The following is a 24,470-nucleotide window of genomic DNA, read 5'->3' on the forward strand; positions in this document are numbered from 1 at the left end:
CGGCAGAGTGGTGCCCGGCTGCAATTTATTTGGCCAGCTTTGCCTCAAGCGCATCGAGCCGTGCAGACAATGTCTCGTTCTCCTCGCGCGCTTTGGCGGCCATATCCTTCACCGCATCAAACTCGTCCCGGCCAACGAAATCCATGCCGCCCATCGTTTCCTTGATCCGTTCGCGCGCGCTTTCACGCGCCTCGCGGGTCATGCCTGCAAAGGTACCGGCGGCACCGTTCATAAGTTTCACAACATCGGCGATCATTGGGTTCTGGCTCTGCATAACTACTATCTGGTCCCTTGCCCTTAAACCTACAACCCTAAATCTCGAACCGCTGGACGGCCTGCGTTGGATCCTGCCCATCCGCATCGGGGTTCAGTTTGAGAAATTCATAATTGAGCACGGCCGCGAAGCACACCCAAGCGAGATAGGGAACGAGCAGCACCGCCGCCAATTTTCTTACGCGGTAAAACAGTGCCATGACCACCAGCAATGTTATCACCACCGCAGCGAGCACATATAGGCCCGCCGTCATTTGATATGCGCCGAAAAATACCGGCGTCCATGCCAGAGTGAGCATGAAATGCAGAGCAAACACGATCAATGCTGCGGTCCGCCCGCGCGCACCCCAGGCGGCGCAGACAAGCGCGACCGCAATCCCGATGATAATGAACAGCGCGGTCCACACGATACCGAACCACATCGGTTCTGGAAAAATATCAGGCTTGATAAGGCTTTGAAACCAGATGCTGTCGGCGCCGCCGAATTGGCCAGAGACAAATCCCAGCAGGACACAGGCCGGTACCGTGAATAATGCCCAGCGTAAAAAGCTGGCGCGCAACTGCCCCTTTGAAGCCAAACCGGAATTGCTCATCCAAGGTCCCCAATACTTACACCAAGGCGATTCGTGATGCTGCTTCTTGGCCCGCCTTGGTCAAAGCCGCAATGGGCGCGGATGCGGTAATCCGCACCCTGTCCCGTAATGACTTGGTTCGGGTTTCCAAACCGATCAGTCTGGCCCGAAGTCGCAATATATCATGTGCGCTGCGCCGCGATCAGAAATTCGGCATTGCCTTGCGGGCCGGTAATCGGGCTGCGGGTGATTCCATCGATCTGCCAGCCGTCACCGGCCAGCCATTCGTGCACTTCATCGCACACGCGCGCATGTATCGCTGGGTCGCGGACAACGCCGCCTTTACCCACTTCCTCGCGGCGAACTTCGAATTGGGGTTTGATCAAAGCGACCAGGCGGCACGTTTGCTGCGCCAGTTTCAGCGGAACCTCCAACACCTTGCGCAGCGCGATGAAGGATGCATCGCAAACCACCCAGCTATAGGCATGCGGGATCATGTCGGGTGTCAAAATGCGCGCGCTGGTCTGCTCCAGCACGGTAACCCGCGTATCCCCGCGCAGCGACCAGGCGAGCTGGTTGGTCCCGCTATCGACCGCGATCACATGGCTGGCCCCGCCTTGCAGCAACACATCCGTGAAGCCGCCGGTGGAACTGCCGACATCCATCGCGGTGACGCCAGCGGGATCAAGCCCGTATTCCGCCAGCGCATGGGCCAGCTTTATCCCGCCCCGGCTGACCCAGGGATGATCGCGCCCGCGGACGTCCAGCGGCGCGTCTTCGGCTAGGCGGTGCCCGGATTTTACCAGTTTGGTTTCGCCCGAAAATACCTGTCCCGCCATCACCAGTGCCTGCGCGCGCGTGCGGCTTTCCACCAGTCCGCGTTCGACCAGCAATTGATCAAGACGAAATTTTTTTGTCATAGACTGTAGCGCCAATAGCCGTCATGAGCGGGCAAAGAAACCATAAGGATGTATTTGTGAGAAAATTGCGTGTCATTGCCCTGTTACCTGTTTTGGCACTGGCATGCTGTGCGCCCGCGCCGGACCCCGGCTCTGTGCCGCAGCCGGTGACGCGCACCGCGCCCGCGCCCTCAGTGGTGCAGGAACCGGTTTATAATAACTTCCTCGATGCGCCGCAGACGCCCGGCACGTGGACCTATAATGAAGGGGACGATTTCAGCTATGCCCTGTTTGCCCCCGCTGGCCAGCCCGCGCGCTTTGGCATCGAATGTATGAAGCCCAGCCGCGAGGTCCGTCTGGTTCGCGGCACTGCTGGCACCGGACCCACACCGATGCGCATCAGGACGGAGACGTTGCAGCGCCTGATCACCGCAACCCCTGCTGCCGATGGCCGCCCAATGGTGATTGCGACACTGCCTGCCAGCGATAATCTGCTCGACGCGATGGCGCTTAGCCGGGGCCGCTTTGCGGTGGAGACAGGCGGCGTGGAAACGCTGTACCTGCCCGCCTGGGCCGAAGTAACCCGGGTGATCGAAGATTGCCGGTAAAGTCCGCATTGCGGCAAAAAAATATCAAATCAGCACTTGCATTGCGCATCAAAAGGAATCAGATTGCGATCAAGATCAGCGGCGAACGCGGTCTTGGGCCACCCGGTGATCGGCGGGCTCTGGCTTTCTAGCGCGAAAGGAGGTGATCCGATGTCTCATGGTTCAATTAAGGGGTCGGTTAAGTTCCACACGAGAAGTACTCTGGGCTGAGGCCCGATAGAGTTTTCGTGGACGGCACTTCTGGCCGTTGACCATGCGAAAGGCGGTACCCGGTTAGGCCGGGGCCGCCTTTCACTTTTTTGGGATTGTTTTTATTTGCTTTAGCCTCAAACGCCGGGCGCCTGCATCCGCAGGCTTGGCTTCCTCGCATAAGCTCGGGCGCGCGGTCGCGCTTGCGGTTCACTGGTCGTGAACCGAACATTCCAAGTCAACAATTTGAGAGCTTGCTCTTGGTCACGACAGTCAGAGGGCGACTGCCCGACGCGCGGTTAGCGCGGTAGCCTAAGGGAGCGGATGCGACCGCCGGCGCTTGAGGCTAAAGCAAACAAAAACATACGCCCGGCGTTTGAGGGGCCAAACAAAAACGCCTCAAACAAACACAACCTCCGCCGCTTGCAGAACATCCAAACTCTCATTATCCGCCAAGGTATGGAATTTACGACGCTGCCTCACCCCTCGCCGACGCCAGACGCAGACCGCATGGCGGCGCTGATTGATCCCGGATTTGGCAAGCTGTTTTCCGATCACATGGTGGTGATCGACTATGTCGAAGGAACCGGCTGGCACAATGCCACTGTCGGCCCGCGCGGGCCGATTGCGCTCGATCCCGCCGCATCGGTGCTGCATTATGCGCAAGAGATTTTTGAGGGCATGAAGGCGTACCGACACGAAGATGGCGGCATTGCGCTGTTCCGGCCCGAGGAAAACGCCCGCCGTCTGAACGCGAGCGCAGACCGGATGGCGATGCCCAATATTCCCGAGGCGATGTTCATAGAGGCTGTTCGCCAATTGGTGGCGATTGACCGCGACTGGTTCCCCAGCGTGGAAGGCGGGTCGCTCTATCTGCGGCCCTTCATGTTTGCCAGCGAAGCGTTTCTGGGGGTGCGGCCCGCGACAGAATATAAATTCGTGGTGATTGCCAGCCCGGCCGGAAATTACTTCAAATCGGGCGCTCCCGCCGTGTCGATCTGGACCAGCGAATATTCGCGCGCGGCCCCTGGCGGCACGGGCGCGGCCAAAACCGGCGGCAATTATGCGGCCAGTCTGGTGCCAACCCGCGAAGCGTTTGATCGCGGCCATGACCAGGTGCTGTTCCTCGATGCGGTGGAGCATAGATGGATTGAGGAACTGGGCGGGATGAACCTGTTTTTCGTGATGGATGATGGCAGCGTGATCACGCCGCCGCTGACGGGTACCATCTTGCCCGGCATCACCCGCAACAGCCTGATCCAGCTGATGCGCGAGGAAGGGCTGACCGTGCGCGAAGAAATGTACAGCATCGACCAGTGGCGCGCTGATGCTGCCAGCGGCAAGCTGCTCGAAACGATGGCCTGCGGCACCGCTGCGGTGGTCACCCCGGTGGGCACGGTGGACGGCAAAGACGGCCCCTTCACCATCGGCAGCGGCGGCCCCGGGCAAATCACATCGAAACTGCGCGAAAAACTGGTCGGCATCCAGCGCAGCAGCGTCGAGGACACGCATGGGTGGGTGATGCGGCTATAAAGCGGGTCCGCTCAGCGGGCATTCTCACGCACATAGTGCCAGCCGCTGTTCCATCGCATCGATCAGCCAGCGTGTGGCGGGGCCCGGCTTGGTATCACGCCGCCACATCGCGCTGAGCGTGTACCCATCGCCCGGTTTTTCGGGCAGGTCGAGTTCCACCAGAGCGCCGCTCGCCAGATCACCGGCGACCATATGGCGCGGCATATTGCCCCAGCCGATGCCTTCTTTCAGCAGCGAATGCTTTGCGCCCAGATCGGCCAATCGCCAGCTTTGCGGGCTGAGGACAGAAAACTCGCGCCCATCGGTCAGCGGCGAACGGTCTGACAGGACCAGTTGCAAATGGGTGCGGCTTTCCCCCGGTCGTATACCCGTTGCGGCCAAGGGGTGATCGGGTGTGGCGACCGGGATAAGCTCAACCCCGCCGATCGCCTGCCGGTCCAGTTCGGGGTGATCACCCACCACCGGTCCGGCAATGGCGATATGCGCTTCCTTGGTCAGCACGCACGCCGCCACTGCGCCCAGCGCCTCCACATTGAGCCGCAGAGTAACGGTGGGATAGGTCGCCCGGAATTCACGGAGCACCCGCGCAGTAACGTCCCCGGGTACCATCACATCGATCACGAGCGAGACATCGCTTTCCAGCCCGGCATGCAGGCTGCGCGTCTTGGCGAGCAGCGCATCGACGCTGCCGATCACTCCGCGCGCCTCCGCCATCACGCCATGACCGGCATCGGTTAGCACCGGTTTGCGCGACCCCTCGCGCGCGAACAGCGTCACGCCAAGCTGTGCCTCCATCTGGGCAATGCCATAACTGATCGCCGATATGGCGCGGCCCATCCGCCGTGCCGCCCCACCAAAGCTGCCCTCCTGCGCCACCGCAAGGAAAATGCGCAATTGATCCAGCGTGGGTTCGCCAATCCGCATATTATCTATCCGTTCGAATTATCTGAACATTCTATCGTATTTTATCCCAGTTCTATGATGGGTTATCAAGGCCTATCTCCGCCATCACAGAATTACGGATCACGGAGAATGTCCCATGACTGACCAACCCTTCATCGAACTGCGCCCGTATCGTTCGCTCGGCTCCGCCAATCACGGCTGGCTGGATGCGCACCACCATTTTTCCTTCGCCAGCTACCATGATCCGGCGCGGGTCAATTGGGGCGCGCTGCGCGTATGGAATGATGATACGATCGCAGCCGGAACCGGCTTCCCGCCGCATCCGCATAGTGACATGGAAATTATCACCTATGTCCGAAAAGGCGCGATTACTCATACCGACAATATGGGCAATGAAGGCCGCACCGAAGCGGGCGATGTGCAGGTCATGAGCGCGGGTAGTGGCGTGCAGCATTCCGAATATAACCGCGAAGACGAAGAGACGCAGATTTTTCAGATTTGGATCATCCCGGATGCGCGCGGCGGCACCCCGCATTGGGGCGCGGCTCCCTTTCCCAAGGGTGACCGGGCGGGCAGGTTCGTTCCGCTTGCTTCTGGCGCGGCCAATGATGAAGCGTTGCCAATCAGGGCCGACGCACGCGTTTTGGGTGCAACGGTGAAAGCGGGCGAAAGCGTCACTTACGATACTGCCCCCAGCCGCCATCTCTATCTGGTCCCCGCCACTGGCAAGGTCCGTATTGGCGATGTGGAGGCAAACGCACGTGACGGTGTCGCGATCACACAGATGGACAGCCTCACCATCACCGCATTGGAAGACAGCGAGCTCGTTCTCGTCGATGCGGCGTAAGGAATGGGTCAGGAGGATAGAGAATGACCAATATTCTACATATCAGCGCCAGCATTGGCGGCGAGGAATCCGTATCGCGCACTCTCAGCCGGAAACTGGCTGAAGGGCTTGCGGCCCAATCCGGCGGCACAGCTGTGGGCAGCGCGATGGACTTTATGACCCCGTGGCTGACGTTCTTCCTCGGCTTTCTCGGCATCCACGATGCCCAAGTGATCGCAGCTGACGGCATTATGGGCGCAGATGGCGGGGCGAAGATTGCTGCCGCGCATGAGGCAGTGGAAGCAGCGATCGGTTGAATAGAGTGCCGGGGTCTTTACCCTTCCGGCACCCCGTTTTTCAATTCCTGCAGCCACACATCGGCCACCGCATCGCTTGGGGCGCGCCAATCGCCGCGCGGGCTTAATGCGCCGCCTGCGCTGACTTTCGGGCCATTGGGCAGTGCGCTGCGCTTGAACTGGCTGAACTGGAAGAACCGCCACAGAAATTTCTCCAGCCACATACGGATTGTCGCCAGATCATATTCGTTCTTCTTCGCTTCGGGGAAGTCAGCGGGCCATTGGCCTTCGCCAGCATTTTTCCATGCGTGATAGGCGAGGAAGGCAACCTTGCTCGGCCGCTGCCCCCAGCGGATAATATGATGCAGGAAAAAGTCATTAAGCTCATAGGGGCCGATTTTGCTTTCGGTGCTTTGCATCGCGCCCCGCTCGTCTGCCGGGACCAGTTCGGGGCTGATCTCTGTGTTAAGGATCGCGGTCAGGACATCATCGGTCGCCGCATCAAACTGGCTGGTTTGGACCGCCCAGCGAATGAGATACTGGATCAGCGTTTTGGGCACACCCGCATTGACACCGTAATGGCTCATCTGGTCCCCCACGCCGTACGTACACCAGCCCAGCGCCAGTTCGGACAGATCGCCGGTCCCCAGCACAAAACCGTCATGCTGGCCCGACAGGCGGAACAGATAGTCAGTCCGCAATCCCGCCTGAACATTCTCAAATGTCACATCGTATACGGGTTCGCCATCCGCAAAGGGATGACCGATATCTTCCAGCATGGTCGTCGCGGCAGGAACAATATCGATCTCCTGAGCCGAGATACCCATCGCTTTCATCAGCTTCCACGCATTGCTTTTGGTGTAATCCGACGTGCCGAAACCGGGCATAGTAAAGCCCTTGATCATTTTGCGGTCAAGGCCAAGCCGGTCACAGGTTTTCGCCGCCACGACCAGCGCATGCGTGCTGTCGAGCCCGCCCGAAACACCTATCACGATGCTTTTGGCTTTGGTGGCGGTCATCCGCCGCATCAGGCCATCGATCTGGATATTAAACGCTTCGTAGCAATCCTCGTCCAGCCTATGCGCGCGGCCCGGCACAAACGGAAAACGGCGGATGGGCCGGTGCAGGCCGACATCACCGCCGGTGAATTTATGCTCAAAACTGACCGTACGGAACCGGTTTTCGGGGCAATCCTCTGCCTCCGCCGCATCATTGAACGTCTGGTTGCGCATCCGTTCGGACAAAATCCGGTCGCAATCCACATCAGCAATGCTCAATTGCGCATCCAGGCTGAACCGCTCGCTTTCGGCCAGCAGATCGCCCATCTCGTAAATCATGCCCTGCCCGTCCCACGACAGATCGGTAGTGCTTTCCCCGTGGCCGCTGGCGCAATAGGCATAGGCGGCAATCGCGCGGCTCGATTGCGCACGGGCAAGCATGTGCCGTTCATCCGATTTGCCGATGGTGACATTGGATGCGGACAGATTGGCCAGGATCGTCGCGCCCGCCAGCGCACCCACAGTCGAGGGCGGATTGGGGGACCAGTAATCCTCGCAAATCTCGGCAAAGACTTTGAAACCCGGTAAATTCGCTGCGGCAAAGATCAGATCGGTGCCGAAGGGTGCGCTATGACCCGCCACCGTCATCTCCTGCCCGACGACAGAGCGCCCATGCGCAAACCAACGCTTTTCATAATATTCGCGGTAATTGGGCAGGAAGCTTTTGGGCACCACGCCAAGCAAACGCCCGCCCGCAATCGCCAGCGCGCAATTAAACAGCTTGCCATTGCGGCGCAGCGGCGCACCGATCAGCAGCATGGGCGAAAGGCTGGCCGATGCGCTGATAATCGCGCCCACGGCCATTTCCACCGCATCGAGCAGCGCGGCCTGCAAATGCAGATCATCAATCGCGTAGCTTGACACGCACAGTTCAGGATACACCACGAGATCGACATGGGCGCTATGCGCGCGCTGCGCCTCTGCCAGCACAGCATCACGGTTGAACGCCACATCTGCGGTGCGGACCTGAGGGGTGCTGGTGGCGATACGGACGAAGCCGTGCCTGTGCGCATCATAAAAATCGGCAGCGGGCGCGGGCGTTGCAACGGGCCGCTCCGCGATCACTGGTGCCTGCGCAGGTGTGAGCCAATCCTCAGGCTTGCACACGCCCAGTTGCGACAGCCGCATCTGTACGGCCGCGCGCGCGATCTTCCCCTTCACTTCCCACCCATAGACCGTGCGGCTGGGCCACCGCCCCGGGGCGCCATATTGCGCGCCAAATTCCTCTGCATTCAAAGGCGGGGAATGCGCCTCTCGCCACTCACGAATTTTCTGGCCGGCGCGGTGCTGCTGAATGGTCATGACAATCAAGTATCCCCAAAGGATACCGGTTGGCAAGCGATTACTGCTGCTAAGCCGCGCCGGTCAGAAATTCGATCAAGCCGCGTTCATAGCGGGACTGGTAACGCGTTTTGCGCGGCAGGGCCGCCGTGCTGAAGGATGGTTTGTCGCCGCCCAGCGCGGCGATAATGTCTGGATGGATGTAGCTGCTGCGCGTGACGGCAGGCGTATTGCCCAGGCGGGCAGAAACCTCTTCCAGCATGGCTGCGATGGTGAGTTCGCCGTTTGCGTCATACGCCATCGTAAAGCCGAGCACGCTGGCGTGCCATGTGCGGAACATCTTGGCGGTAAAATCCTCCCCCATTGTCTCGCGGATATAGGTGTTCACATCGGACGAACCGATCGGGTGGCGCGCGCCATCATCGCCGATATATTGAAACAGATCCTGCCCGGGTAAATCCTGCAATTCACTGACCACCTCGCTCAACGCGTCATCGCGCAGCTCAATGGCGCGGTCTTGCCCGGATTTCCCGCGATAGTGGAGATGAATTTCAGCGCCATCGACAGAGGCATGGCGCTGTTTTAACGTCGTTGCGCCGTAACTCTTGTTCTCCCGCGCATACACATCATTTCCGACTCTGACGAAACCCCGGTCAAGCAGGCGGACAACGCTGGCGATCACCCGCGTACAGCGTATGCCGCTCATCTGGATATCCTCGTCAACACGCTTGCGGAGCAACGGCAGCAATTCGCCAAATACCGCACAGCCATCAAACTTCTCACGCTCCTTCATTGCGCGGAATTCCGGGTGATAGCGGTACTGTTTGCGGCCTTTATCATCATAGCCGGTTGCCAGAATATGCCCGTTGGGTGCGGGGCAGAACCATGCATCACTATAGGCTGGCGGCAAGGCCACTGCATTCAGCCGGGCCTTTTCCGCACGGTCACGGATCAGCACGCCCTTGGCATCGTAATAGGCCCAGCCCTTGCCAGCCCCTTTGCGGCGTATGCCGGGCAGCGTATCATCAATATAGATTAGCTTTTCACTGTGCATGGAAAGGTAACCCGCCGCTATGCTTGCAGTTCCGCACCCCCACAGCCAAATCATACGAACAGTAAAACAGACAGAGCACGCAGGAGATTTCCCGATGGCCGACCCGGCATATACCCCGTCCGCATATACCCCGCCCGCAGTGTGGACCCATGACAGCGAAAGCGGCGGCCGCTTTGCGTCGATCAACCGCCCCACAGCCGGTGCCCAGCGCGATGAAGAGTTGCCCAGAGGCAACCATCCCCACCAGCTTTACTCGCTCGCCACGCCCAATGGCGTCAAGGCGAATATTATCTTCGAAGAACTGCTGGAGGCCGGCCACAGTGACGCTGAATATGATGCGTGGATCATCAATATTGGCGAAGGTGAACAATTCACCAGCGGATTTGTCGAGATCAACCCGAATTCCAAAATTCCCGCTATGGTCGATGTCTCTGCAGACACACCCGTCCGCGTGTTTGAAAGCGGCGCGATTTTGATGCACATGGCGGAGAAATTCGGCCGTTTCCTGCCCACCGATGCCGCCGCCCGTGCGGAAACCCTGAGCTGGCTGTTCTGGCAGGTTGGCAGCGCGCCCTTTATCGGCGGCGGGTTTGGCCATTTCTATGCCTATGCACCTGAAAAATACGAATATCCAATCAATCGCTATGCGATGGAAACCAAGCGGTTGTTTGATGTGGCCAATAACCGGCTGAAGAAAACGCGTTTCCTGGCAGGTGATGAGTACACCATCGCCGACATGGCCGCCGCCCCGTGGCTTGCCCCGTTCACCACAGGCGAGATCTACAACGATGCCCACACCTTCCTGTCGATTGATGAATATGAAGCGGTCAACCGCTGGGCATCCGAAGTGATGGGCCGCCCGGCGGTTAAACGCGCAAAAATGGTCAATCGCAGCTGGGGGGATAGAGACGCGCAGCTTCCCAACCGCCATTCCGCCGCTGATTTTGCTGATAAAGCGGTGTAATTTGCGCCATGTCAGGAAAGAGAGACAGGTTCTGGCACATTTTCATGCCTTTGCCCCCTTCCCTTCCTGAAATGGCGCGCTATATGGGCCGTCCCTGACAACGCTTTGACAGATACCGTTCCAGTATCTGACATCGCACCGTCAGGCTGCTGGGGCGTCGCCAAGTGGTAAGGCACCGCTTTTTGGTAGCGGCATTCGCAGGTTCGATCCCTGCCGCCCCAGCCAACTTTTGTTGGTCCAGTAAGCTCCTGAAAAACCTTAGGTTTCTCTGCGAGTCAAAACTCCGTGGCACCCTGCCGTGGCACCCTGCCGTGGCACCCTATCGTGGTTCTGATTTAACGACCTTCAATCGGCGCGATTCGATATGCAAGCCAGCCGCTGTTATCGTGCGGCTTACACACAAGACTATCCACATAATTTGGCACACATGGCAGGTTAGCTCTCTTTTGTTGGCCATTTGAGTGATAGCAGCCTGCTACTGGAAATTGCCATTCGTTTCGACGGAGCGCAGATTAACGCTCCTCACGAGAGTCGCTAAATCTAAGCTGCGTTATGACCACCCGACCTCAAAAGACTGTTTGCCAAAGAACAGCATCGAGACTCCATCGGGTTTTTCAATTTAACAAGCGGTGCGATGAGAAAATTATCTCAGCGCGATGTGGGGGAGAGCCGTCAAAATCCCCAGAACTCGGTGCAATCGATAGGGTTCAGCGCCCCATCGCGAATGCGTCGGTCTGCCTCGCGCCGAGCTTGGCGAATGGCGCATTGATTGGCAGGCGCGACGATTTGTGCCGGCGTTGCGCCGCTTCTTTTGCCATACCGGCGAAGCGATGGGTTGAACCTTTCGGGATATGCGTAAGGACTGGATACCGTCGTAACTGCTACCATTTTGTCAGCTCCGCATAGAGCCGCGACGTCCTCCGGCGGATCGTATGGCTCCGTGAACCAGCCAGTTTGTGCGGGCAGGCCCACGCGCACCGCCATTGGTGAGCCGGTATTGAAAGCAAGATAGCCTCCAGCGTCCACGCCGATCCGTGTGCCAAACGGAAACTGTACGAGTGGATTATCTGTCCCCTCGCGGTCGAGGTAGAAACATCCGTCACGCAAAATAATCGTGTGCTCGCTGCCTAGGTCCAGCACATCTCCGGCAGGCTCCTCGGCCCGGGGGAAGGAGCGGATGTAGTAGGAGAGTTCAGCCGGCAGGGCCTCAGGCACGGGTCTGTCGGGATTGACCGGGGCGGAACTGCTGCCGTCGCCAGTCAGAGATGAAAACGGTTCGTGCAACGGCGCTTCCAGAATGGTAATACGCCCCGTCGTTTCCTGCACTGCGCCCTTTGGAACCGGCGCCGGTTCCACACAAGCCGCCTCGGTATTGCCGCTTTGCATGACCATTTTGCCGCTCTCGTCAAACGAGCAAAGCGGCGGCACGGATGCGCTATCGGCGCACGCTGCCAGTGCTACCAGCACGACCAGCTGAAGCGCGGCCCGGATCATCGCTGGCGCGTTCCCACCAGCACTTGGCCACCGCCTGCCATAATCAGTTCTCCGTTCGGGCCGACGAGGTAATGCGGGTCGGCGCGCAGCAGGGTTTCCAGTGATAGATCAAGCTGCGCTCCTTCTCCTTCGCAATGATGCAAGGTTTGCGCAATGTCCTCGCTTACCGACAATCGGCCCTTGGTCGGAATATAGGATCCGTTTAGGATCGCGCACCCCGCGCGGGCGGTCCAGGTCCGGCCGGTGAAGCTGATCTCACCGTTGCCGGCTTCAGTTGCGATATTATTCTCATCCAGCCGCTGAATCCGCCAGCGAGTCCCGGCGAGCAGCTGCGACACATTCTCCGCTACCGGAACACGCATGGGATCGGGCGAGCCGGCGTTAGGGCCGAGTTCCACGCGATCGGCTAATTCGAGAACGTGATCGCGCGAAAGGATTACGAGCCGTCCTGACCTCGCTCTAACCTTAGGATTTGCGAAGAACAAATCGGACAGGGCCTGTTCCTGCTGCTTGAGGGACTGGCAGGCCATCAACGTTCCTCCCCAGTTGCTGATAGCGAACCGCCCGTCAGCATAAAGGGCGAAGCCGCCGAAACTGTTACAGCCAATGTATCCACCCAGTGAGTCAGGCCCAATGGCGATGTGTGCCTGGCTAACTCCTGCCGTCTCCGGAATCGGAAAACCGTCGATGGCAACCACGCGCCAACGCCCGGTAAGTTCATCAATTGTCGGCGCGGTCGCGCGCTGCCCTTGCCTTAGGGTATTGCTGTTATCATTCGGCGCGGACTGATCGCAGGCAATTAGTGCGAGAGCGGCAAAGTCCATCCAGGCACCCCTCATTTCAGCACCGGGCGCAGCTCAATGTCACCTTCCGGCAGCGGCACGATGTAACGCTGTTCCTCGTTGCAGGGTCCGCCCGTGCAAATGATATCCGGAAAGTTGTTCTCGTTAATCCACCGTGCCGCCTCGGCCACTGCGGGTTCGGTTTTAGGAGTGCCACAAGCAAAAGTGGTTGAGCGGGTCACGGTATAGACAGAAGCGGTTGACCTCTCGCTTAACCGGTCGAAAATCTCATGAGGTCCTGGGGACACCGATCATTCTGGAATAAGAAACCCCGCGACATACCAAGCTGCTGTCCTGTCACACTCAGGTTTCGGCGGCTGGGCGATCGAATTGAGCTGTGCATTTCGAGCTTCGCCACCGGCGAATGTTACCGATGATCCGAGAGGGTATGATTTTTCCATAAATACCAATTTCTCATTTGCACCGTCCCAGCTCGACAGGGTTTTCGGCAATACGAGCAGTTTGCGGCCATCGTTTGGTGTATCGATATAAAGACAGGAACCGTCTCGAGTCAGTGTTCCATCAACAAGCGCATCCTGCGACGCCGCATCTGGATCAAAATCGTAAAGGGCCAACGATACCGTTTTCTGTTCCTTCGAGGTTGAAACGGCATTGGCCTCGGCTGGAGCGCCGGCGGCAGCATCATTATCGCTGCTGACGGTCGATCTCTCCGTTTGCATACACCCGCACGTGATAATGCTGAGGACCGATAAAGCTGCAGATTTATGGAATATAGACTGCGACATTGATCGATGAAGCCTTTTCTATTGGAGTATAATAAGCTGCTTGACATTGACCTGGGTTCGAGCTGGTTTTGCGACCGCCAGAGTGAATGCCAAAAGCGGTCCCATACGCAAACCATGGACCACCACTGTCACCACCGAAACAAGCTAGCTGCGTTTCGCCTGCTACAACCTTATTTCGCACTTCGACAAAACTGTCATTGCACGCGACATATGTGGGGCCATTCGAGCAACCATATTTATCATTGGCTGGGTCATTCGCATAGGCTGGTGCTGCGTCCGTATAGATAACTTCGCCACAACTTTGGCCAGTTGTCTTGCCATAATGACAAATGAAAGTTCCTTTGCGATTGATCCAATCGTTAGCTTGTGTCGTATTGGCCACGCTGCAGTATCCGGTGACGCGGCGAACAGTGCTGCTGTGATCAGCATAGAACTCACCTACTGCCGCATGTCCGCTTGGTGCGCTCATCCATTGTAAATCCATATCAGCGTTGAATGCTTCGCGTCCGGTCGGCACTGACAGAACGTATCCTCTTGTCGGAGAATCGGGAGCTTTATACGTATAGCTATTGCCGCAATGTCCGGCAGTGAGGACTCCAAGTTTTGCTCTATTGGTCCCTTCATATGCAACGAACCCAGTCGTGCAGTTGGCAGTGGTGTCGGCATCGGAAGTATACAGGCCTCCTCCACCCCTGGTATGATCCTCGGTGGTTTCAATCGGTGTGACCTCCAACTCGACCTCATCTCCAAGCAGCGCGACCAGTTGTGGCTGCAATGCACTAATCCGTGAGGCCTCGGTCCCGCTTGCCGTAACCATTACCCGAAAAGCACCTGTCTGTTCGTTATAGCCGTAACCAAGGGGAATATCGTGACCTATCAGCATGGCAATTTCGTTACGCTTTTGCTTAATTGTTTGGCGAGCATTGCGTCGAGTTTTTTTCGCTCGCTCGCGGAAACGAATCGGCGCTGCTTGTTGGGTCGACAAGATTGTTTCAGCTAGTTCAATATCTGCTTCGGTTATCCCTCGTGCAGCCAAGCGCGCAGCTCGGCGTGCAGAGCGACGTTCATCTCGACGCTCGGCTCGCCTCTCTTCGCGGCGTGCATCGCGCCGAGCCTCTTGGCGATTTTCGCGCCTCTCGGCTCGTCGGACAAGCCTTCGCTCTGCACGACGTTCTGCAGCTGTGGTCCGAACCACCAAACCAAAGTCGGCTGAATTGTCGAAGAAAGTCCCTGCGAGTTCGCTACCAATTTCGGTTTCTAGAGCGCGAATTTCTTCCCCGGTGCCATGCATAATTGTCAAACGCCGCATGGCTTCTTCGTGACTGACGCCATAGATACCCGAATATGACTTCGCCTCCGCCGCTAAAGTTTCTGCGAGATCGAGCGGTTCAGGCTGTGCGACGTCATGACCCGGTTCGTCAAATGCAACGGGTTCTTCAACGTCGTCCTGAGCAATCGCCTGATAGGATAGAATGGGAAGAGAAACTGCGCACATGAGCGCCAAAGAAATCTTACTACGCATACTTTCATCCTTCATCTAAAAAGTGCCAAATAATCCGGCCTCAATAGAGAATAGAAAGAAATAAAGACTGCTTCAGAAAGTTCCTATTTTCAATCTAATTTGCCGGATTTTCAGAATATCGTATGGTGGTTAGCGTTTACCACGCCAGTGCAAAAACACTGACATTGTCTTTTGGGAGTATCACCAACGGTGTTGCCAAGCTTCCGCTGGTCAGCCTGCGAACCTTATTATTGCGAAAAGCGTTCCTACCATTGATTATCACGATATTTTCCCCAAGTCTGCCCCGAAGCGATCGGATACGTAGTAGAATCGAATGTCATTGGAGCCCCAGAGGAGATGTGTGCTGTCGTCGGCTACAGGACATTCGCTGGCACCGTAAGGGCAAGTGGCGGTATTACCTTCGAAGGACGGGTTCACAGGAAAGAAGAAGCTAAATTCGTATAGTGAAATGAGGGTGGTAGGATGAGTTTCCGGTTCCGGCACAATGATATCGTTCAGCGCACCGCGTGCGGCGATCAAATTCGCAACCGCCATTACCGCTAACGACCGTCCCATCACGGCAAAGTGCCCTGACGGTTTCCGCCGCCGCCGTTCATCAGCCAGATGTCGCGGTCGATCCGCTGGCTGGTGGCGAAGACCTCGCTCTCGCTCTGCCCGGCGACCTGCGGCAGGCCATTCAGCGTTACCTCCAGCGGAGCGACCCGTGCAACGAAGCTCTGTCCGGCAAAGCTCTGCGCATCGCCCTCCACCTCGACCGCGATCAGGCGCGGCTCGCTCATCGCTTCGCCAGACTGGCGGACCGAAGCGGTGAATGCCTGCGCTACCTCATAGCCGAGGCCGGTGCCGTATTGCTGCATGGGGGAGAGGTGCTGGCGCAAATATTCAGCGCCGCCATGAAAGGGGTCGCCAATTCGGCCCCGGCTGCTTCCGGCCAGATAGGCGCCTGCTTTCGCCAGCCAGGGGCGGGTCTGTTCTTCGGGTGAAGGCCGCACTTCCTCGATAAAACCGCCGTGGTCGTAAAATGCCGCCCGGATTGTCGCACCAGCGCTGCGGAGCGTGCGCTCGACAGCGATACCATCGCTACCGGGGCGCAGATGGAGGACCGCCAGACCAGATGGGTTGGCCTCACGCAATGCCGCCAACCTGACAGAGTAAAGCCAGAAGTCGTCTTCTTCGAGCTTGACCGGCACGAAACCGAATGCCGGGTGATTTGGCCGCGTTTGCGTGCCGTTGCTCATCGCAATCCGGTCCAGAACCCGCCCCGATGAATTGCGCATCACCACGTAGAAACGCCCTGTTTGCGCGGAAATACTTGGCGGACTGCAGGAAGTCATTTGCAGCGGCGGCGGCGGCGGGTCAGTTCGCGCCGCCGGCAGCAAACGGCTGACCCATTCCTGATTGTAGGGGAACGGGGTCACTTGCCCCGTTTCGCTAGTAAAATGCTGTAGCTCCGCGTTAAAGATGCGCTCCGCCTCGCGGTTGACCGTCATTCCCTGACCGAACACGGCAATTCGGTCAGCACTATTGCCTTTCAGCCGGGCGATGGTACGCAGCGTAAGCACGTTCGATGGCTGCTCCCCCATTGCGCGAACACCGTCATCCTCGACCAGCACGAGATCGACATAGGCGGCTTCGGCGACCATTTCGTTTGCGAAATACTGCCCACTGGCTTGGCCAACCGGTTCGCGCCCTTGTGTGTATTGGCAGGCATAAGCCGCCGGAGCAGATGCCAGTATTGCCAGCGCAATTGCGGACGAAAACAGATGTCTCATTTTGCTTGTGCTCCCCTGATTCTATAGGCGCGCTGAATAGGCAGCAGCCGTTCGCGCAGTTCATTGACGGAGATGGGTTCGGGATAGGCTGTCACCGGCCGGGCGATCTCGTCATCGCCGATGCGCGCCGGGCTGATCCACGGGACGGAGACATACCAGTCGCCCTCCGTTCGCGCCGCCCCTTCGCCGCCATTTACGTTGGCGGAGTGGCGATACAGCGCATCGTTCAGATGCAGCACCCAGCGCGATCCCGGCTCCAGCGAATAGGGCAGACCGGGCAGCAAAAACGGTTCGTCCATACCTTGGCCATAGGCGATCACTCCGGCGTCGTCGGTCCGCTCGCCAGATGCCATGCGCTGGAGCAGTATGCTGCCGGGCAGTGCTGTGCCTTTCAGCGTTTCAATGACCTTCCAGCGCACGGATGAGAAAAACCCGTCCGGCCCCGGATCGGCTGTATCAATGCCGACGGGTTCCGCGATTACGATATCGGTCGCGGTCAGCGCGCGTTTCTCCACCGTGGCGCGGCCATTCATGGCCTCCAGAGCCTCGATCGGATCGAAGCCTGCCCTACGCAGATCCAGGATATCCTGCAACGTGATGCCGTAGGCGACGACAAAATGCGTCTGCTGAAGCGACCCGGCCTTGGACGGTTTCTGCGCGACCCAGCGGTCTTCGGTCGTTCCGGGCAGTGGCGGTTCGGGGCGCAGGATCGGCGTGTCTTCCACCAGCGCGCGAATGGCAGCAAAGTCCGGATGCGCTTCCAGCGGATACCAGATCGCGTCCGGGTCTTCGCGCCGTCCCGGAAGATCGGGGTTGAAGAACGCGCCCTGCCATTCAGGCTCGATCCGAACCAGTTCGGGCCAATTGAACGCGCCACGCTGTCCCGCTTTGCCCAGAGCGGTGAGATCGGCGGGCCGCACAGCAACGTAGCCTTCGATCTCGCTGATGCGGACATCCGCCTCGACCCCTGCTGCGGTGAGCTGTGCGGTCATGTCATCGCGTGCGGCCTTGAGTGCATCCGCGCCTTGAGGCACGATCTGGCTGGTGACAAAATCCTGCACGCTCGCAGGCATGATGTCGGCGAGTGCAATCGCGTCGGTGTGAAATACGTGCGCGGTTCCGTAACGGTCGTTCACGTAAATCGCCGCGACCGCGCCGCTATGCTGAGCCAGGGTTACTTCACGCCAGCTTTGCATTTCAGCGAGCCGCGCCATGTCGGCGGCGTAGTCTGCCTCCGCGGCTGCGCGGTTGCCCAGTTCGCGTGTGCGGTCTGCGATGGCTGCTTCACGCCGCTCGCGGTCCCATTGCTCGCGCGGGACGATGCCGCGCACCACGCGGTAGGGGCCGGCGCAGCCGTCTTTGCCCACAGGATTGGTAGGCGGCGCGACTTCACCCGGTTGCAAGCCCATGAGGACTACGTTGGTGTCCGCATACACCTTGGCGCCGGAGAACAGGTTCACCACAGCGACACGGCTCGGGTCAGTCAGGTCAAGCGCCTCGTGCTGCTCCCATACGCCAATTTTGGGCTCCTCGCCTTCCGGCAAGAGCCACAGGCAGCCATCGCGCAGTTCCAGCTTCGCAGGCACGTCAGGCACGCCAACCAGCGTTCTCATCCCACCGCCCGTGCGATTGGGGAACTGCGGGAAAGATCGGACGCGCATGTCCCCGGCCGGGACCGGCGGAGCAGCTACCGGAAATGGGTCCGGTTCGCTGAAGACGACGTAGTCCGGCAAGTCGAACTCGCCGCGCGCAGCGGCGGCACGGATCGGGTCCGCGCTCTGGCCCAGATCAATGTTGACAGTGCCGGAGGTGATGTCAGACCCTGCACCATACCAACTGATGCCAAGCCGGACCAGTTCATCGACGATACGTTTCTGCGTAGCGCGCAGCTCAATCACGGTCGGGCCAGGCCGCTCGACAGGAAAATACAGCGGATCGCTGGTATATTTCGCCAGCGTAGCCGCCGCGTCGCGGGTAAACGCCACCGCAAAGCCGTAGGTGGGCTCATGCTGGATCCACAGACCTGCAAAAGTGTCCGGTTCTTTCTGGTGCAGCGCTCCCTGCAAGGAGCCAATGTCGGCATCAGGCGCTGCTGGCACCGGAGCAGGTCCCGGTTCCGTGCGCGGACCGATCGATCCGCGCAGCTGAATTTCGATTCGGCGGTGCGCTTCTTCCACGCTGACGCAATAAGTGCGTGCGTAGGTCGCCGTTTCGATGAACTCTCCCTTGAAGTTCTCGATGCCGTCGATTTCTTCTGCGGTCAGGTCCGGGCAGGTCTCGGACAAGGGCTTCTCGCCTTGCGCGGCGGCAGGAAGGCTTAGCGCCAGAACGCTGGCGGCGGTCAGAGAACGGATCATTTGGCGCTCTCCACAGGGCTAGGATCGGCGATACGGCCGAAGAAAATCAGTGCCCCGCTGGCCCTGTCGCGAATGGTCAGCAGGAACGGTCGGTTGACGATCATCTGCGGGATCTCGGAATCGATCCGGCGAGATCCGGTGACGACTATCTTCACCGCCGTGACTGCTGCTGCTTCTGTCCCCTTCTCATCCACCCGCAGAATAGTAGCGTGGGCGACATCGTCGATTTTTAACGGGGCGTTCGCCATTCCTGTGAAATCGGCACAGCTTTCGCTAAACGCGCAAGGAATGCCGGCGGCTATCAACGCTGGCTTGACGCTTTTTTCAAACCTCGCCTCGAAGCGGGGCAGGCGGAGTAGGATCGTGGTCTGCTGCTCCGCGCTTAGGTCGAACCGGCCATCACTGCCCTGTTCGGCAATTGAGAATGAGTCCGCCCGCAATCCAACTTCCCACTTACGCAGGATAGTCGAGTTTTTCGGTAGGAAGACTTCCATGACATAGCGGCCATCCCTGCCGTAAGGCAGCGCCACAGCCTGTCCTTCGCGCGTTTCCCGGTATTGCATCGGCGCGATGCGCTCCATCATGTAAATAGTTTTCTTCGAGCCATCCCCGCCGGTAAATTCGCCCGTAGTGCCATCTTCAAACGGCACGCTCCAGTCAGCCTTGAACCACACGGCATTGGTAAGAACCGCGGCGGTCTGTTCATTGAAGTCGCTTAGTTCTACAATTTTCTTGATCCGATCTCGCTTCTGATTTGCCACCCAGCCGTTGATCTGCTGTGCCGATGCATCAGGGTTGCCGCCGAAATCCAGCCTATCTGCGGTTGCCCCGAAGCTGTTGCGGGCTGCGACAAGATAGCTGTCCTTGAACGCCAGCTCGTCCGACAACCACAAGGCGTTTGCGATCGAAAGCGCGACCTTCTTGTCATTAGTATCGGTCAAAAATCTGTCATAATCAGCAATCAGCAATTCCGGCCGCGTCGCACCGCTCCAGCCCAGCAGATCGCGCAATTCGTCCTCGGTTTCGCCCCGTGCGCCCAAGACCGCCAGCCCAAGACCCTCTGTCAGCGACAAAGGCGAGATAAAGAGGTTGTCATTTGGCTCGGCGTTCGCCGCCAACTTTGGATAAACCCGCTCGGCCAGCCGTGCCTGCCCCGCTGTGATGTCATAAGGGAGCGCATGTGTGCTGCCAGTTCCAACCGCTTCATTGTTCGGCATACTGACGCAATTTGCTAGCAGCATGGAGGCTGCCGCAACGCATATCGAAGTCGCTGTGCGCATCATTGTCGAACATCCTCGTAGTCAAAATTGGCGCGACGTTCTTCGGGTGGCGGGGGAGCAAAAACGTTCTGCGCGACAATCAAATGCAACGTTTTGCACGAAGTGCCGCTGACCTCGCGTCTTGCGAGAAGTTCCCCTGAAAAGCCGGCGTGCCGCCCTATGTGGAATGTCGTCTCACCGTCCGTCAGAAATTGCCCATCAAACCTAAAGCTGTCTGGCATGATCACCCCTGTCGCTCCGCCTTCATAATCCCGGACGAGCAGGCACCCGTCAGTATAGTCGAGTATCCCGCCAGCACCTTCCAAGACCGGAACTTCGCCTTCTCTGGCCGGGTAGGTATCGAATTTGAGAGTTGGTGTTTGGGCAGATTGCTCACTCTCTGGCGCGCAGCCAATGACCGCAGCCCAAGTGACCGCGATTAGTGCGACCGGCGCGGTAAACTTCATCAATCCTGCTCCATGAATTGCTGCAGCCAATCGGGTAATGGGCGCAGATACCCTTCGGGCGTGCGACACAGGGCGCCACTTAGGCTGGTGCCTGACGGACAGGTGGAAGGATCAAAGACGGGTGGCGGCGGCACATCGATTATCATGCCGATCGAGATGGGCGGCGATGGCAAATTTTCTGGCCCGCGAGGTATGGCTGCGTTCCGACGCTCGAGCCAAACCACTGCCCGCTCGGCCTGTTCTGGATCAAGCCCATAGCGATCCCGCAACGAGCGCACGGCGATGGCACGGGACGAAACCCGATCCTGCGCATCGCGCGCTGCGGCGCTGGCAAGTCCGCCAACCATAATAACCTTGCCCTTGCCGCAAGCCGCGTGGATCGGCGCCACCAGTTCCGGCGTCGTCACCTCATTGATGGAGCCGGTGAACGTCACCTTCTCTCCAACTCGCGCATAACCAGGCGAAACGCCACTACCGAATGCGAGGTAGTTCTCCGCGTCCACGAACAACGTCGCACCGATCGGGAACAGGACCAGTGCATTGTCGCGACCTGCTGCGCGGAAGCATCCGTCTTGCAGCGTGATGTCAACCCGGCTTTCAATCAGGTTGACGGGGCCTTGCGGGCGGTCTGCGCGCGGAAATATTCGAATATGCGGCGCGGCAATGGGCGGAACGGCATCATCGACGCTGGCCAATTGCGGCAGACTGTCGAGCGGGACGCCTTGGCCGGCACGAAAGCTGAGCACTACCGATTCAGGGATCGTTACGCCCTTTCGTGCCACAAGCGCCCGGAATTCCGGCTCGGAGACATTGATTTCGGCGTTGACCCGGTTTCCTCGACCGGTCCCGGTCGATTGGATTACGCGGTCGTCTTTGAACGTCGTCCACATCCACCTCGCATCAGCCATCAGCTGTTCCATCGACCACTGCACAGTCTTGCCGAAGAAGCGCGGATGCTGTGTATATTTGCGCAGCGTGCCCGGCCCATCGCGCAGAAATTCGAACACCACTGACGGATCGCCATCATTATCGTAATATACCGATACGTAATTACCCGCTTCCGCGCTGCTTAATCTATTTTGCAGTGCGGTTACTTCGTCTGAAACGCTGCTCTGGAAATTTGCGACCATCTGGAAACGTTCGCTAGCCGCGATTTGTTCGGCGGAAGGAGGCTCAGGTTCTCCTGGCGCAACGGGGGTGAACGGTGCCGGCGGAACATTTCCAATAGTTGCGAAACCTTCATCGCTGAATCGCGCGCGAAGCGGCAAGTTTTCGCCTTGCGCAGACACATCACCCTGCGCAGAGGAACAACCTGCTATCACTCCAACAGTCGCTATTACCTCGACCATTTTTCTAACCATGCTTACCATCATCGTTACTGCTTCCTCACATTATGGAGCCGCATTATGTCTTCGGTCGGACATCCGGGCGGAATGGTCAGCGTCCCACGGAACAGAGCCTCACCGCCCATTGCGGGGCGAGCGATGGCAATTAATTGCGGGTCACTCGGACCGGTTTCACATCTACCCAGGATCGACAAGAGCGCGATCGGCAGAGCACGCCAGATCATCCCGAACCCGGCGGCGGCGGATTGATGCGCACCGCAACAGAGCATTCATCGAGCTGCCGTGAGCTACCCCGCAGCCTGCGGTCGGCCCAGACCTGCTCGTTCTCGATCAGGCAATCGTTGGCGCGTTGCATGGCTTCGGCATTGCTCAGCCCCAGCCGCTTTGCATTCTGCTTCACATAGAACCACGCGCCGCCATATCCTGCCGCTTGGTCGAGCGATTTGACCAGCACGACAGGGTGCTGCCCGCAAGCCTCCAGCAAGCCCTCTGGCGGGCTGACCACACCCTGCCGGGCACCTAGCTGCATTCGCGTGCCGACCCGGGCCAGGCGCTTTGGAAAACCGGAATAGCGGGAGCGGAACGCCATATGGCCTTCCCCGTCCCGGTAAACACCGACGCCGAGCGGGAACATCGCCAGCGGATCGTTGTCGCCTTCTTCATCGATGAAAAAGCAGCCATCCCGCAGGACAATCGCATCATAAGTGGCAATGTCAGGCGTGGGTCCGGCCAGCCTGCCTGCGGAGGGAAAGGCGCGGATGTCAGCAGCAACATCTTGCGCAACAGCAGGCATGTCAGGTTCCGCGTAATCGCTGAACGCCAGGGTCAGATTGACGGGAATATCCCATCCCTGCGCCTCGCTTAGCGCCAAAAACTCGGCGCGAGAGATGCTGATTGAAAGCCAGGGCGTATCCATGTTCCCGAAACCGGGGCTGGCCACGTCCGGCCCGATACGGTCTGCCCAGCCCCGCGCGACCGCATCTTGCTCCGTCCGGGCGAAGTCACCCTTCGCCGCCTTGAACAGAGGGGAGGACGTATAACGGCGCAAGCTCGCTTCGGGTGATTTGACGAAATACGTTACGCCCGTAACGGACCCAAGGCCGCCATGCCCGGCGCCGTCCTGCCATTGCCATTCGATACCGCCGAAATTGCCGATCTCACCCTTTTTCAGCCGGCGCAGCATTGGGAGATTGTTATGCTCCAGCTTGTCGGCAAATATCGCACGGCGATCCTGCAAAGTCGGCATGTAGGGTTCAGGACCAAGCCGCTCGATCGGTGCGTAGGGCGGCGCCTCCAGAATGGTGGCGAATTTCTGTTCGACACTTTTTTCGTCGATGTTCGGCGATGCTGAACACTCCAGCAACGCCGCCATGAATATTAAACCATATTTCAACGGCGCAATCCCCATTTGTTACAGGGTATCATTATGTATGTGATTGTGAACCTAGGCTAAACTTATGAGTGGCTTAGCAGCGGGGCAGCCGCCGCAAGGCAACAAAGCGGGCGTAAAACGCCGAAAGCGGAAGATCCGCCTCCAGCCCAAGGCCGGTCATTTCGTCCTTACTTGGATTGAACTCCCGTCCTCACCTGTAATGACAGTTTGCCTAGGCTAGCGCGTTACCTCAAGGCCGTCACAGTCTGCTTCTAATTTGCTCCCTAACATCTTTTCCATCGACGTTCCGTTGCGCGAATACATACACATTCGAATGGTCGTCTTGGCTCGCCCATAGGTCGCCGACCGCCTGTTTTTCCGCTGCGCCGGCAATGAGATGATCACCCTTGTATTCGGTGACGAGAATGCGGCGATCGTTAAGCCGCGCCACGAAGTCGGGATAGGTCCATCCGCCTGATGCCGGCAATCGAAAGGCATTGGGGTGACGGGCGACATTCCGAACCCAGTATTCGACTTCCGGCATTGCGTCGATCAGCTGCGCTGCTTTGAACTCCTCGCCGTCTGCACCATCATCGCCCTTACCGTCGAAGCGCGGAACCCGGTCCGGGCCGAGAAAGTGCTTTTCGAACGTGTATTTCGTTCCGCGGTAGGTTGGCACACCGTCGAACATGCCGTCGAAGAACCGGAAGCTGGACTTGTAACGGTTTTGTGCCGGTGACTTGAGAGTTTAACACTCGCGCAAGGAGACCGACGAGATGAAGAAGCATACAGAAGAGTTCAAGCAAGAGGCCGTGCGCATTGCGCTGACCAGCGGGC

The 24,470-nt window shown here is 58.6% G+C and carries 24 protein-coding genes and 1 tRNA gene; 6 read left to right on the top strand and 19 right to left on the bottom strand.

Annotated elements, in window-relative coordinates; genetic code table 11:
* Positions 1–25: 25 nt before the first annotated feature.
* From WA922_RS08350 to WA922_RS08360, 3 genes are all read right to left on the bottom strand, one after another.
* The gene (locus WA922_RS08350; protein ID WP_424771242.1) at positions 26–274 is read right to left on the bottom strand and encodes an accessory factor UbiK family protein; all 249 of its coding nucleotides are present in this window, start codon (positions 272–274) and stop codon (positions 26–28) included.
* A 37-nt stretch (positions 275–311) separates the two neighbouring features.
* Complete coding sequence (locus WA922_RS08355) at positions 312–866, bottom strand: TspO/MBR family protein (RefSeq protein WP_424771243.1); 555 nt, start codon at positions 864–866, stop codon at positions 312–314.
* Between the two features lie 161 nt (positions 867–1,027).
* Positions 1,028–1,765 carry a TlyA family RNA methyltransferase gene (locus WA922_RS08360; RefSeq protein WP_424771244.1) on the bottom strand — a complete coding sequence of 246 codons (738 nt, stop codon included), beginning with the start codon at positions 1,763–1,765 and terminating at the stop codon, positions 1,028–1,030.
* Positions 1,766–1,821: 56 nt separating this feature from the next.
* On the opposite strand from WA922_RS08360, the gene WA922_RS08365 reads away from it, so the two are divergent.
* A complete protein-coding gene (locus WA922_RS08365) occupies positions 1,822–2,352 on the top strand; it encodes a hypothetical protein (protein ID WP_424771245.1) in 531 nt (176 codons plus the stop codon).
* Positions 2,353–3,000: 648 nt separating this feature from the next.
* Complete coding sequence (locus tag WA922_RS08370; protein WP_424771246.1) at positions 3,001–4,074, top strand: branched-chain amino acid aminotransferase; 1,074 nt, start codon at positions 3,001–3,003, stop codon at positions 4,072–4,074.
* 24 nt (positions 4,075–4,098) lie between these two features.
* Here WA922_RS08370 and WA922_RS08375 read toward each other — a convergent pair whose 3' ends face one another.
* Positions 4,099–4,998, bottom strand: coding sequence for a LysR family transcriptional regulator (locus tag WA922_RS08375; RefSeq protein WP_424771247.1), 900 nt, complete (start codon positions 4,996–4,998; stop codon positions 4,099–4,101).
* Positions 4,999–5,113: 115 nt separating this feature from the next.
* On the opposite strand from WA922_RS08375, the gene WA922_RS08380 reads away from it, so the two are divergent.
* Positions 5,114–5,824 carry a pirin family protein gene (locus tag WA922_RS08380; RefSeq protein ID WP_424771248.1) on the top strand — a complete coding sequence of 237 codons (711 nt, stop codon included), beginning with the start codon at positions 5,114–5,116 and terminating at the stop codon, positions 5,822–5,824.
* Between the two features lie 23 nt (positions 5,825–5,847).
* A complete protein-coding gene (locus tag WA922_RS08385; protein ID WP_424771249.1) occupies positions 5,848–6,120 on the top strand; it encodes a hypothetical protein in 273 nt (90 codons plus the stop codon).
* 17 nt (positions 6,121–6,137) lie between these two features.
* Here WA922_RS08385 and WA922_RS08390 read toward each other — a convergent pair whose 3' ends face one another.
* Both WA922_RS08390 and WA922_RS08395 read right to left on the bottom strand, forming a co-directional pair.
* Positions 6,138–8,459: an NAD(+) synthase gene (locus WA922_RS08390; RefSeq protein WP_424771250.1), complete on the bottom strand. Its 2,322-nt coding sequence runs from the start codon at positions 8,457–8,459 to the stop codon at positions 6,138–6,140.
* A 49-nt stretch (positions 8,460–8,508) separates the two neighbouring features.
* On the bottom strand, positions 8,509–9,492 hold the full coding sequence (locus tag WA922_RS08395; RefSeq protein WP_424771251.1) for a DNA topoisomerase IB: 984 nt from the start codon (positions 9,490–9,492) through the stop codon (positions 8,509–8,511).
* Between the two features lie 94 nt (positions 9,493–9,586).
* Between WA922_RS08395 and yghU the strand changes: the two genes are divergently transcribed.
* Both yghU and WA922_RS08405 read left to right on the top strand, forming a co-directional pair.
* Positions 9,587–10,456, top strand: coding sequence for a glutathione-dependent disulfide-bond oxidoreductase (yghU, locus tag WA922_RS08400; RefSeq protein WP_424771252.1), 870 nt, complete (start codon positions 9,587–9,589; stop codon positions 10,454–10,456).
* A 150-nt stretch (positions 10,457–10,606) separates the two neighbouring features.
* Positions 10,607–10,681 (top strand) — tRNA-Gln (locus WA922_RS08405).
* A 447-nt stretch (positions 10,682–11,128) separates the two neighbouring features.
* Here the strand turns inward: WA922_RS08405 and WA922_RS08410 are convergent.
* From WA922_RS08410 to WA922_RS08470, 13 genes are all read right to left on the bottom strand, one after another.
* Positions 11,129–11,950 (bottom strand): hypothetical protein, encoded by an 822-nt coding sequence (locus WA922_RS08410; RefSeq protein ID WP_424771253.1) that lies wholly within the window; start codon positions 11,948–11,950, stop codon positions 11,129–11,131.
* The gene (locus WA922_RS08415) at positions 11,947–12,774 is read right to left on the bottom strand and encodes an META domain-containing protein (protein WP_424771254.1); all 828 of its coding nucleotides are present in this window, start codon (positions 12,772–12,774) and stop codon (positions 11,947–11,949) included. Before WA922_RS08415 ends, WA922_RS08410 begins: the two co-directional genes overlap by 4 nt.
* An 11-nt stretch (positions 12,775–12,785) precedes the next feature.
* Positions 12,786–12,974: a hypothetical protein gene (locus WA922_RS08420; RefSeq protein ID WP_424771255.1), complete on the bottom strand. Its 189-nt coding sequence runs from the start codon at positions 12,972–12,974 to the stop codon at positions 12,786–12,788.
* Positions 12,975–13,043: 69 nt separating this feature from the next.
* On the bottom strand, positions 13,044–13,472 hold the full coding sequence (locus WA922_RS08425; RefSeq protein WP_424771256.1) for a hypothetical protein: 429 nt from the start codon (positions 13,470–13,472) through the stop codon (positions 13,044–13,046).
* A 43-nt stretch (positions 13,473–13,515) separates the two neighbouring features.
* Positions 13,516–15,060 carry a S1 family peptidase gene (locus WA922_RS08430; protein WP_424771257.1) on the bottom strand — a complete coding sequence of 515 codons (1,545 nt, stop codon included), beginning with the start codon at positions 15,058–15,060 and terminating at the stop codon, positions 13,516–13,518.
* Between the two features lie 554 nt (positions 15,061–15,614).
* On the bottom strand, positions 15,615–16,832 hold the full coding sequence (locus tag WA922_RS08435) for a hypothetical protein (RefSeq protein WP_424771258.1): 1,218 nt from the start codon (positions 16,830–16,832) through the stop codon (positions 15,615–15,617).
* Complete coding sequence (locus tag WA922_RS08440) at positions 16,829–19,189, bottom strand: hypothetical protein (protein ID WP_424771259.1); 2,361 nt, start codon at positions 19,187–19,189, stop codon at positions 16,829–16,831. Before WA922_RS08440 ends, WA922_RS08435 begins: the two co-directional genes overlap by 4 nt.
* Positions 19,186–20,406: a serpin family protein gene (locus tag WA922_RS08445; protein WP_424771260.1), complete on the bottom strand. Its 1,221-nt coding sequence runs from the start codon at positions 20,404–20,406 to the stop codon at positions 19,186–19,188. Before WA922_RS08445 ends, WA922_RS08440 begins: the two co-directional genes overlap by 4 nt.
* A 62-nt stretch (positions 20,407–20,468) precedes the next feature.
* Positions 20,469–20,915, bottom strand: coding sequence for a hypothetical protein (locus WA922_RS08450; protein ID WP_424771261.1), 447 nt, complete (start codon positions 20,913–20,915; stop codon positions 20,469–20,471).
* Positions 20,915–22,045 carry a hypothetical protein gene (locus WA922_RS08455; protein WP_424771262.1) on the bottom strand — a complete coding sequence of 377 codons (1,131 nt, stop codon included), beginning with the start codon at positions 22,043–22,045 and terminating at the stop codon, positions 20,915–20,917. The genes WA922_RS08450 and WA922_RS08455 overlap by 1 nt, the downstream gene beginning before the upstream one ends.
* A gap of 245 nt (positions 22,046–22,290) precedes the next feature.
* Positions 22,291–22,485 carry a hypothetical protein gene (locus tag WA922_RS08460; protein ID WP_424771263.1) on the bottom strand — a complete coding sequence of 65 codons (195 nt, stop codon included), beginning with the start codon at positions 22,483–22,485 and terminating at the stop codon, positions 22,291–22,293.
* Entirely contained in the window at positions 22,482–23,654 is a 1,173-nt protein-coding gene (locus tag WA922_RS08465) for a hypothetical protein (RefSeq protein ID WP_424771264.1), read from the bottom strand. Before WA922_RS08465 ends, WA922_RS08460 begins: the two co-directional genes overlap by 4 nt.
* A 238-nt stretch (positions 23,655–23,892) precedes the next feature.
* On the bottom strand, positions 23,893–24,324 hold the full coding sequence (locus WA922_RS08470; RefSeq protein ID WP_424771265.1) for a hypothetical protein: 432 nt from the start codon (positions 24,322–24,324) through the stop codon (positions 23,893–23,895).
* Between the last annotated feature and the right edge of the window lie 146 nt (positions 24,325–24,470).

The organism is Pontixanthobacter sp., assembly GCF_049682855.1.
Classification (GTDB): domain Bacteria; phylum Pseudomonadota; class Alphaproteobacteria; order Sphingomonadales; family Sphingomonadaceae; genus Pontixanthobacter.